This is a genomic window from Streptomyces viridochromogenes DSM 40736 (assembly GCF_000158955.1).
Taxonomy (GTDB): domain Bacteria; phylum Actinomycetota; class Actinomycetes; order Streptomycetales; family Streptomycetaceae; genus Streptomyces; species Streptomyces venetus.
The window spans coordinates 1,957,287-1,966,970 of the sequence record NZ_GG657757.1 but is presented as its reverse complement, the minus strand read 5'-3'; the positions used below and the strand labels follow the sequence as shown (position 1 = coordinate 1,966,970).

The 9,684-nt window shown below is 73.0% G+C and carries 11 protein-coding genes and 1 pseudogene; 10 read left to right on the top strand and 2 right to left on the bottom strand.

The window, feature by feature from the left end:
* Both SSQG_RS08605 and SSQG_RS08600 read left to right on the top strand, forming a co-directional pair.
* Positions 1 to 1,062 (top strand): annotated as a pseudogene (locus tag SSQG_RS08605) (alpha/beta hydrolase family protein); the annotation flags it as partial.
* 232 nt (positions 1,063 to 1,294) lie between these two features.
* Positions 1,295 to 2,695, top strand: a complete 1,401-nt coding sequence (locus tag SSQG_RS08600; RefSeq protein ID WP_208865628.1) for a hypothetical protein — start codon at positions 1,295 to 1,297, stop codon at positions 2,693 to 2,695.
* Between the two features lie 31 nt (positions 2,696 to 2,726).
* Here the strand turns inward: SSQG_RS08600 and SSQG_RS08595 are convergent, their stop codons facing one another.
* On the bottom strand, positions 2,727 to 3,140 hold the full coding sequence (locus SSQG_RS08595) for a VOC family protein (protein WP_039932165.1): 414 nt from the start codon (positions 3,138 to 3,140) through the stop codon (positions 2,727 to 2,729).
* Between the two features lie 240 nt (positions 3,141 to 3,380).
* Between SSQG_RS08595 and SSQG_RS08590 the strand changes: the two genes are divergently transcribed.
* From SSQG_RS08590 to SSQG_RS08580, 3 genes are all read left to right on the top strand, one after another.
* Entirely contained in the window at positions 3,381 to 4,979 is a 1,599-nt protein-coding gene (locus tag SSQG_RS08590) for an ABC-F family ATP-binding cassette domain-containing protein (RefSeq protein WP_003989340.1), read from the top strand.
* Positions 4,980 to 5,348: 369 nt separating this feature from the next.
* A complete protein-coding gene (locus SSQG_RS08585) occupies positions 5,349 to 5,567 on the top strand; it encodes a helix-turn-helix domain-containing protein (RefSeq protein ID WP_010037790.1) in 219 nt (72 codons plus the stop codon).
* Positions 5,568 to 5,674: 107 nt separating this feature from the next.
* Positions 5,675 to 6,478 (top strand): enoyl-CoA hydratase/isomerase family protein, encoded by an 804-nt coding sequence (locus tag SSQG_RS08580; protein WP_003989338.1) that lies wholly within the window; start codon positions 5,675 to 5,677, stop codon positions 6,476 to 6,478.
* Positions 6,479 to 6,505: 27 nt separating this feature from the next.
* Here the strand turns inward: SSQG_RS08580 and SSQG_RS08575 are convergent, their stop codons facing one another.
* The gene (locus SSQG_RS08575; protein ID WP_039932163.1) at positions 6,506 to 7,228 is read right to left on the bottom strand and encodes a hypothetical protein; all 723 of its coding nucleotides are present in this window, start codon (positions 7,226 to 7,228) and stop codon (positions 6,506 to 6,508) included.
* 87 nt (positions 7,229 to 7,315) lie between these two features.
* Between SSQG_RS08575 and SSQG_RS08570 the strand changes: the two genes are divergently transcribed.
* Genes SSQG_RS08570 through amaP form a run of 5 tightly spaced genes read left to right on the top strand, consistent with a single transcriptional unit; the run spans position 7,316 to position 9,670 of the window.
* A complete protein-coding gene (locus SSQG_RS08570; protein WP_003989336.1) occupies positions 7,316 to 7,789 on the top strand; it encodes an Asp23/Gls24 family envelope stress response protein in 474 nt (157 codons plus the stop codon).
* Between the two features lie 45 nt (positions 7,790 to 7,834).
* On the top strand, positions 7,835 to 8,029 hold the full coding sequence (locus SSQG_RS08565; protein WP_003989335.1) for a hypothetical protein: 195 nt from the start codon (positions 7,835 to 7,837) through the stop codon (positions 8,027 to 8,029).
* Positions 8,026 to 8,400, top strand: a complete 375-nt coding sequence (locus SSQG_RS08560) for an Asp23/Gls24 family envelope stress response protein (protein WP_003989334.1) — start codon at positions 8,026 to 8,028, stop codon at positions 8,398 to 8,400. The genes SSQG_RS08565 and SSQG_RS08560 overlap by 4 nt, the downstream gene beginning before the upstream one ends.
* Positions 8,397 to 9,086 carry a DUF6286 domain-containing protein gene (locus SSQG_RS08555; RefSeq protein WP_003989333.1) on the top strand — a complete coding sequence of 230 codons (690 nt, stop codon included), beginning with the start codon at positions 8,397 to 8,399 and terminating at the stop codon, positions 9,084 to 9,086. The genes SSQG_RS08560 and SSQG_RS08555 overlap by 4 nt, the downstream gene beginning before the upstream one ends.
* Positions 9,083 to 9,670: an alkaline shock response membrane anchor protein AmaP gene (gene amaP / locus SSQG_RS08550; RefSeq protein ID WP_003989332.1), complete on the top strand. Its 588-nt coding sequence runs from the start codon at positions 9,083 to 9,085 to the stop codon at positions 9,668 to 9,670. The genes SSQG_RS08555 and amaP overlap by 4 nt, the downstream gene beginning before the upstream one ends.
* Positions 9,671 to 9,684 lie beyond the last annotated feature (14 nt).

The following is a 9,684-nucleotide window of genomic DNA, read 5'->3' as shown; positions in this document are numbered from 1 at the left end:
GGCCGCCGGCCGGCTGGCCAGTGGGCGCGCTCAAGGCGCCCCCGGGCAGGCCGCTGCCCACGAACCCCGGTTGACCGTGCACGGCACGGCGCCGGGGCAGATCAGCCTCACCCGGGACCTGGCCGCCCTGCGCCCCGGCCGCTACGGCCTCTCCGGCGACGGCTCCCACGCGGTCGTCGGGCCCGTCCTGGCCGACGTCCCCGGCACCGCCGACACCGTCGTCCGCCGCCTGGAGCGGGTCACGCACGGCACCCTCGAAAGCGGCGACAAGGTCTGGCTCACCCCGAACGTGTACGTCGGCAACCCGAGCGCCGCCCTCGGCATCGAGCACGCCGACGTCGACGTCCCGGGCGAACTCGGCGCCCTGCCCTTGTGGTTCGTGCCCGGTTACTGTTTACACCCTGGGTGATCGCCGTGCACGGCCTGGGCACCACCCGCGAACTCGCCATGAACGTCATGGGGTTCCTGCACCGCAACCGCGTCCCGGTGCTCGCCCTCGCCTACCGCGGCGACCGCGGCGCGCCCCGCAGTCCCGACGGCCTGAACCACCTCGGCGAGACCGAGTGGCGCGACCTCGACGCGGCGATCCGCTACGCCGTGCGGTACGGCGCCCGGCAGGTCGTCCTGCTCGGCTGGTCCACCGGCGCCACCATGGCCCTGCGCGCCGCCGCGCGCTCGGAACTGCGCGACCGGGTCTCCGGGCTCGTCCTGGACTCGCCGGTGCTCAGCTGGGAGGCAACCCTGCGCGCCCTCGCCGCGGCCCGCCGCACCCCAAGCGCGCTGCTGCCGCTGGCGGTCCGTGCCGCGCAGGGCCGCACCGGCCTGTACGGCGACCGCGACGCGGCCACGCCTCCCGCCGCGGGGCTCCGCGTCCCCGCGCTCGTCATCCACGGACCGGACGACACGGTGGCCCCCTGGGGACTCTCCCGCCATCTCGCCGACACCCGCCCGGACATGGTCGCCCTCCACCGCGTCGCCGGCGCTCCCCACGGAGCGATGTGGAACGCCGACCCGCCGGCCTACGAGGAGGCGCTGCGGCGCTTCCTGGTACCGCTCATGTGACACCGCCCGCGTCATGCCCCGGGCGCACCTCGAGTTCACGCGCCCTCCATCCCGTCGCCACCACCTCGCGCTCCGCCCGCCGACGACCGGTCGCGATGATTCCGTTTAGCGTCGTACCACTGGCCTGTTCATGGCCCTCGGCCGCTCCCGGCACCCGGTGCGTTGGCCATCCCCGTCGCCCGCCGTGACATTCCGTTTGGGTTTTCGGACCGTCAACCGGGAGACTGCCCCCGTGACGTCCCGTATCCCGCGCGACTCCAGGCTTCGACTCGTCCGCCCGCGACCCCTGGCCGCCGCCCCCAGAGCGATGAATCAGCGGCCCTCGCGCCGACCCGCCCCGCGCCCTCCGGAGGGCACCCCGGCACCGGCGGAGCTGGCCAGAATGGCACGCTCACGTCTGGCCGGCGCGGCCCGCGTCGCCCGCTGGGCCGACGCCGCCCTCGGCCCCGGCCGGGACAGCGCCACCGCCGACGGCAAGGCCACCCTCTCCGGCGCGACCGCCGAACGGGCCGCCGACGAGTTGGGCCTGACCCCGGCTCAGGTCAGGGCCGACTGGGACACCGCCCGCCTCGCCGGCCTGGTCGAGGTGCACGGCGACAGCGCCCGCCCCGGCTGGCGGCTGCGCGCCTGGGACCGCGACGACAGCGCCGTACTGCGCGGCTGGGTCGCCCTCTTCGACGCCTGGTCGCTCGCCCACCCGGAGCCCGAGGGCCACGAGCCCGCCGCCGTCGCCGAGGTCGTCTCGGCCATGCCGCAGGCGCTCTCCTTCCTCCAGCTGTCCGCCGGCCCCGTCCCCGTGGAGCAGCTCCTCGACCTCCTGGAGCAGCGCGTCACCGAGCTGCGCACCGCACGCTGCGAGATCCCCTACGGCCCGCAGCCCGAGCCGGTGGCCGAACCGGAGCCCACCGACGCCCCGCTCGCCCCGCTCCTCGACTGGGCCCTGCGCGCCCTCGCCTCCGTCGGCGCCCTCACCTACGGCGACGGCCAGGCCACACTCACCCCGCTCGGCAGCTGGGCCGTCTGGGTCAAGCTGGAGCAGATCTGCGTCGCCGCGCAGAGCCCCGCCGGGAACATCGAGCAGGGCGCCGAGGACATGCTCCGCGGCTGCGCCCAGCTGCGCCCCAACGCGGCCCGCGCCGAGTACCGCGCCTGGCTCGCCGCCCGCCCCGTCGGCAGCGCCGTCACCGAACTCCTCGGCGCCGCCCGTGGCGAGGACGCCCTGCTGCGCGGTCTCGCCTTCGAGGCGCTGCGCGTGGTCGGCGCCCCCGCCGAGCCGGACGTCCACGCCGTACTGGACGAGCCGACGCTCCGGCCCTACGCGCTGATGTGGCTGGCCGAGCACGACGGGGCCGACCCGGAGGACGCCCACGAGGTCCTCACCCGGGAGGAGGCGACCTGGCTGTGGGTGGACACCGCCGCAGCCGTCGCCGACCACGGTGAGGCTCCGCTGCTCGTCCGCCACCTGGAGTCCGCGGTGCAGCCGACCGTCCCGATGCTCCTGGACGAGGTACGGGCCGTGGGTCACCCGCGCACCGTGCAGGTCCTGGTCGCCCTCGCGGCGGCCCACCCCGACCCCGCCCTGGCCAAGGCCGTACGCCGGGCCGCCTTCCAGGTGCACACCGGCGGCAGCTAGCCCCCCCGGGCCGGCGGCCGGCCCCGGGCCGTCAGGCCGCTATCTCGGGCGCGTACGTCCCGAAGCTCCACACGTTGCCCTCGAGGTCCCGGGCCATGTAGTCCCGCGAGCCGTAGTCCTGGTCCGTCGGGGGCATCAGGACCTCCGCACCGTGGTCGACGGCGCGGCGGTGGTGCGCGTCCACGTCGTCCACCACGACGTAGACCCCCGTACTGCCCGAGCCCTTCATGGCCGCGTCGAACACGCCGCCGCGGCCCTTGGTGCCGACCATGACCGCGCCGTTGCCCTGCGTCAGCTCGGCGTGCATCACCGAGCCGTCCTCGCCCTCGTACACCGACAGCTCCGTGAACCCGAAGGCCTCCGTGAGCTGCCGGATCGCCGCCTTCGCGTCCGCGTACAGCAGCGTCGGGTAGATGCTCGGACGCCCGCCGGACGTGCCTGCCATGGCGATCACTTCCTCGTGCCTCGCTGCCCGGGAAGGCCGGAATCCGGCCCGCTGTTCAGTCTTCCACCGGCCACTGACAACGGCCCCCGGGCCGTCGTGACCAGAACCGCACCAGGATCCAGAAAAAGTGGTTGCACGCCCCCGTTAGACTGTCCCCCATGGCCATTCTCCTCGCGCATTAGACGGCGGGAACGTCCTCAGCCGCCCATCCCGCCCCCGTATCCGCCCTGGAGTCTGTCCGTGATCTCCGCCTCCGGTATCGAGCTGCGCGCCGGTGCCCGCGTCCTCATCGAAAACGCCTCTTTCCGTATCGCCAAGGGTGACCGCATCGGCCTGGTCGGCCGCAACGGCGCGGGGAAGACCACCCTCACCAAGTGCCTGGCGGGCGAGGGCATGCCCGCCGGCGGCGCCATCACCCGCTCCGGCGAGGTCGGCTACCTCCCGCAGGACCCGCGCACCGGCGACCTCGACGTCCTCGCCCGCGACCGCATCCTCTCCGCGCGCGGCCTGGACGTACTGATCCGCAAGATGCGCGAGAACGAGCAGCGCATCGCCACCGGCAAGGGCGGCACCCGCGAGAAGGCCCTCAAGCAGTACGAGCGCCAGGAGACGGAGTTCCTCACCAAGGGCGGTTACTCCGCCGAGGCCGAGGCCGCCACCATCGCCGCCGCGCTGAACCTGCCCGACCGGGTGCTCGGCCAGCCCCTGCACACGCTCTCCGGCGGTCAGCGCCGCCGTATCGAGCTGGCCCGCATCCTGTTCTCGGACGCGGACACGCTGCTGCTCGACGAGCCGACCAACCACCTCGACGCCGACTCGATCATCTGGCTGCGGGACTACCTCAAGACCTACCGCGGCGGCTTCATCGTGATCTCCCACGACGTCGACCTCGTCGAGACGGTCGTGAACAAGGTGTTCTACCTGGACGCCAACCGCGCCCAGATCGACATCTACAACATGGGCTGGAAGCTCTACCAGCAGCAGCGCGAGGCCGACGAGAAGCGCCGCAAGCGCGAGCGGCAGAACGCCGAGAAGAAGGCCTCAGCGCTGCACTCGCAGGCCGACAAGATGCGGGCCAAGGCCACCAAGACCGTCGCCGCGCAGAACATGGCCCGCCGGGCCGACAAGCTGCTGGCCGGCCTGGAGGCCGAGCGGAAGTCCGACAAGGTCGCCAAGCTGCGCTTCCCCGAGCCCTCCCCGTGCGGCAAGACCCCGCTCATGGCCGAGGGCCTGTCGAAGTCCTACGGCTCGCTGGAGATCTTCACCGACGTCGACCTGGCCATCGACAAGGGCTCACGCGTGGTCATCCTGGGCCTCAACGGCGCGGGCAAGACGACCCTGCTCCGCCTCCTCGGCGGCGCTGAGGAGCCCGACACCGGCCGGGTCATCAAGGGCCACGGCCTCAAGCTCGGCTACTACGCGCAGGAGCACGAGACCCTCGACCCGGAGCGCACGGTCCTGGAGAACATGCGCTCGGCCGCCCCGGACCTGGACCTGGTGGAGGTCCGCAAGACGCTCGGCTCGTTCCTGTTCTCCGGCGACGACGTCGACAAGCCCGCCGGTGTCCTCTCCGGCGGCGAGAAGACCCGCCTGGCCCTCGCCACGCTCGTGGTGTCCTCGGCGAACGTGCTGCTCCTCGACGAGCCCACCAACAACCTCGACCCGGCCAGCCGCGAGGAGATCCTCGGCGCGCTGCGCACCTACAAGGGCGCGGTCGTCCTCGTCACCCACGACGAGGGCGCCGTCGAGGCGCTCCAGCCGGAGCGGATCATCCTGCTGCCGGACGGCGTCGAGGACCTGTGGGGCGCCGACTACGCGGATCTCGTCGCCCTGGCCTGAGTGTGAGCGCCGCCTGAGCGTCAGTGCCGCTTGATCGAATGCGTGATCAACGGCGTATGGATCATTCGGCCCAGTGGTGATCCATCATCTGTGTGAGATCTCCTCGTACCGAGGTGTGTCCTACATCGATTTCGCGGCCGAGCCCCCGATTCTTCCGGGCTCGGCCGCGACGCCTTTCTGACCAGGCATTTCCCGGAACAATCCGTTCGGGCGTACGGACGTCACTCCTCGGAATTCCATATTCCGCTTGTGGGGACGCGCTCCCGTCGTCACAACCTTGTCTCACGGACCTTGCCGAATGGGTGGCCATCAGGGCCCGGAGGGGTGATCATGAGGAGACCAGAGCGCACTTCCCATGAGGAGGCACGGGTGGCCGAGACTCTGAAGAAGGGCAGCCGGGTGACCGGCGCCGCGCGCGACAAGCTCGCGGCAGACCTGAAGAAGAAGTACGACGCCGGTGCGAGCATCCGGGCGTTGGCCGAGGAGACCGGCCGCTCGTATGGCTTTGTGCACCGCATGCTCAGTGAGTCGGGCGTCACGCTGCGAGGGCGTGGCGGGGCGACCCGGGGCAAGAAGGCCACGGCCTGACCCCGGGTGGCCCCTCGGCTTCGATGGTGGCCACCCGGTCGTTCGGCTGATCGCCCGGGTGGTTACTGTGCAGTCACTTAGCTGACCGCACACATCGGAGGCGTCCTATGGCTTCGCCCGACAAGGACCTCGTTCCCGTACTCGACAAGGACGGCGTACGGCTCACCGTCGACGACGCGATCGCCACGGTGACGCTGACCAACCCGGCCAAGCGCAACGCGCAGAGCCCCGCTCTGTGGCGGGCGCTGACCGAGGCCGGGCGGCAGCTGCCAGGCTCCGTCCGTGTCGTGGTGCTGCGGGCCGAGGGCAGGTCCTTCTCGGCCGGGCTCGACCGGCAGGCGTTCACTCCCGAGGGCTTCGACGGCGAACCGTCGTTCGTCGACCTCGCGCGCGGCAGTGACGCCGAGTTGGACGCGACCATCGCCGAATACCAGGAGGCGTTCACCTGGTGGCGGCGCAGCGACATCGTCTCCGTCGCCGCTGTCCAGGGGCATGCCATCGGGGCGGGCTTCCAGCTCGCCCTCGCCTGCGACCTGCGCGTCGTCGCCGACGACGTGCAGTTCGCCATGCGCGAGACCAGCCTCGGACTCGTGCCCGACCTGACGGGCACGCACCCGCTGGTGGGACTCGTCGGCTACGCCCGCGCGCTGGAGATCTGCGTGACCGGGCGCTTCGTCACGGCCGACGAGGCCGTGAACACCGGGCTGGCCAACCTCGCCGTGCCCGCCGGCCAGCTCGACGACGCCGTTCGGGACCTGCTCTCGGCCGTGCTCGCGGCGCCCCGCGACGCGGTCATCGAGACCAAGGCCCTGCTGCGCGGCGCCCAGGACCGCACGTACGAGGAGCAGCGCACGGCCGAGCGCCAGTCCCAGGCCCGCCGCCTGCGCGACCTCGCCGGCGTCGGCGACTGAGGACCGCCGGTCCTGCCCGGGGCGCGGTCAGCCGATCGCGCTCACCACGACCGCCGCCGTCGGGTGGTCCGACAGCGTCCGCCTGACCGCCGTCCGGACCTCGCGGGCCACGTCCCTGGCCCTCTGGTCCGCGCCCACCGCCAGCTCCAGCCGGACATGGCGGTGGGGCAGCGCCGCGCCCTCGGGGAACAGCAGCTCGATGTGCACGGGGTGGCCCAGCGTGCCGGTCAGATGGAGGACACCCGGGACGCCGAGCGCGGCGGCGGCCACCCGGGCCTCGTCGTCGCCCACGGCCCGCGCGGCAGCCGGGAGCTCGGGAAGGGCGACGGCGGGTCCGCCCTCCGCGGGCCCCTCCTCGTCCAGCAGCCCCGTCACCTGCAGGTCCACCTCCGTCACCGTCAGCCCCAGCCGCCGGTCCGCCGCGTTCGCCAGTGCCTCCCGCAGCACCGAAGCCGTCGCAGGCAGGGGTCGCGCGGCCGTCGCGGCGATCTCCGCCGTCACCCGCAGCGGCCCCGGCGGCAGCGCGCTCGGCGGAGCCGGTACGGCCGGCTCCCCGACGTCCGTCACATCGGCGAGCGTCACGCGCAGCGCGTCGAGGCGCACGCCCGGCGCGTCCCCCGCCGCGCCCCGCAGCACCGCCTCGGCGGCCCGCTCGGCGATCCACGCGCCGTCCCGGGCATCACCCAGAGGCAGCAACCTGCCGATACCCAGCTGATGTCTCACTGCCTGCGTCCATCGGTCGGCCGTCATTCCTCCAGCCTGCCGCATCAAAGGCGCGCTGCCACGCAACCGTGCTTACGGTGGTCGAAGGACGTCAACCGAAAAGGACGTACGGCGATGACCGATATGACCGAGAACCGGGGCGGGGAGAGCGAGACAGCGGCGGCACGCAGGAGTCCGCTGGTCAAGCGCGGCGGGGGAGACCCGGGCTCCCGCGGCCGGACCACCATCGCGGACGGCGTCGTGGAGAAGATCGCCGGGCTCGCCGCCCGCGACGTCGACGGCGTGCACGCCATGGGCAGCGGAATCTCCCGCACCTTCGGAGCCGTGCGCGACCGCGTGCCCGGCGGCGCCAAGTCGGTGACGCGCGGCGTGAAGGCCGAGGTCGGCGAGGTGCAGGCGGCCCTCGACCTGGAGATCGTCGTCGTGTACGGCGTGTCGATCGCCGACGTGGCCCGGGACGTACGGGAGAACGTCATCAACGCCGTCGAGCGGATGACCGGCCTCGAGGTCGTGGAGGTCAACATCGCGGTGAGCGACGTGAAGCTGCCGGACGAGGAGGAAGAGGAACCGGAGCGCCGGATCCAGTGAGGCACGGGCCACGGACAACACAGCGGCTGAGGAGCTGAGGAGCGCATGAGTATGGGCGTAGCCGGCATGATCGCCGGCATGGCGCTGGCCTTCGCCGGGTACTTCGGCGGGTTCGGAGCCTTCCTGCTGGTGGCGGCGCTGGGCGCTGTCGGCTTCGTCGTCGGCCGGTTCCTGGAGGGGGACATGGACTTCGGCGACTTCTTCCGCCCCCGTGACGAACGGCGGCGGGGACGCCCGTGAGCACGGGGGCCGGTGAGCTCGGCAGACCTCTGACGGTCGTCCCGCCGCGCGAGCGCGGCGCGACGCGGATCGCCGACCGGGTCGTCGCGAAGGTCGCCTCGCAGGCGGCCCACGAGGCCGTGGGGACGCTGCCGCTCGACGCCGGGCGGCCGTCCGCCACCGTCGTCGTCCACCACGAGGTGGCCCACGTCCGGGTCCACATCGAACTCGACTACCCCTGCGACGTCGGCGCGCGCTGCCGCCAGGTGCGTCGCCAAGTCGTCGAGCGGGTGGGCGATCTGGTCGGAATGCAGGTGCCGGAGGTCGTCGTCCAGGTGGAGCGGCTGCATCTGGTGGCGCCGCCCGGCGCGGTACAGGGGAGGACGCGATGAGCGAACCCCGGGGCACCGAACCCTCCGACGGCGCCACCGAGCGCCTGCCGGTCCCCGACGAGTCGGCGAACGGTACCGAACCGGACGGGTCCGCGCCCGATTCCGGCAGCGGACCGCCCCCTGTCGAGGACGCCGAGCAAGGCCGGGAGGGCCGTTTCTGGTCGGCACGCCGCATCCCCGCGGGCATCGTCGCGCTGCTGCTCCTGGGCCTCTTCGGACTGTTCCTCTACGACATCGTCTCCGTACGGGCCGGCCGGCCCGAGATGTACTGGCGGCGGGAACTGGCCGACCAGCTCGCCGAACGGCCCCTCGACGACACCTGGGTGCTCGTCGGCGCCGGAGTCACCGCCGTCCTCGGCCTCTGGTTGCTGGTCCTGGCCGCCACACCCGGCCTGCGGGACCTGCTCCCGATGCGGCGCACCCACAGCGACGTGCGCGCCGGACTGCACCGGGACGCCGCCGCGACCGCGCTGCGCGACCGGGCCATGGAGGTCGCCGGTGTGCAGTCGGTCCGGGTACGGATGCACCGGACCAGGGCGGACGTCCGCGCCGCGGCGCACTTCCGGGAACTGGACGACGTACGAACCGACTTGGACGCCGTGCTCACCGAAGCCGTCGACGGACTGGGACTGTCCCGGCCTCCCCGGCACTCGGTGCGCGTCCGGCGGCCCGGACGAAAGGGGTGACCGCGGTGCTCCGGGTCGTCAACCGCGTGTTCCTCGGGCTCGTGGGCCTCGTCCTGCTGGTGCTCGGCGGCTCCGTGCTGGCCGTCGGCCTGGGCGCTCCGGCGCCCTCGTGGTGGATCCACGACAGCAAGCACGACGTCCTGCTGAGCGACGCCGAGCGCACCCGCTGGCAGGACGAGAGCTGGTGGTGGCCGGTCGTCATCGCCGTCCTCGCCGTCCTCTTGTTGCTCACCTTGTGGTGGCTGGTCGCGGTGCTCCGCCGACACCGCCTGGCCGAGATCCTCGTCGACACCGGCGACGACGAGGGCGCGCTCGTGCGCGGCCGGGCCCTGGAGGACGTCCTCGGCCAGGAGGCGGGCACGATCGACGGTGTGGCCCGCGCCCAGGGCCACCTGACGGGCCGCCGCACCGCCCCCGAGGCCCGCGTACGCCTCGCACTGGAGCCGCACGTGAACCCGGGGACCGCGCTGCACGACTTCACGAGCGGCCCCCTGGCGCACGCGAAGACGTCGGCGGGCCTGGCGTCACTTCCCGCGGAGGTGCGGCTGCTCGGGGTCAAGCACGGTGCCGAACGGGTGGGTTGAGTGCGGCAGAGCCG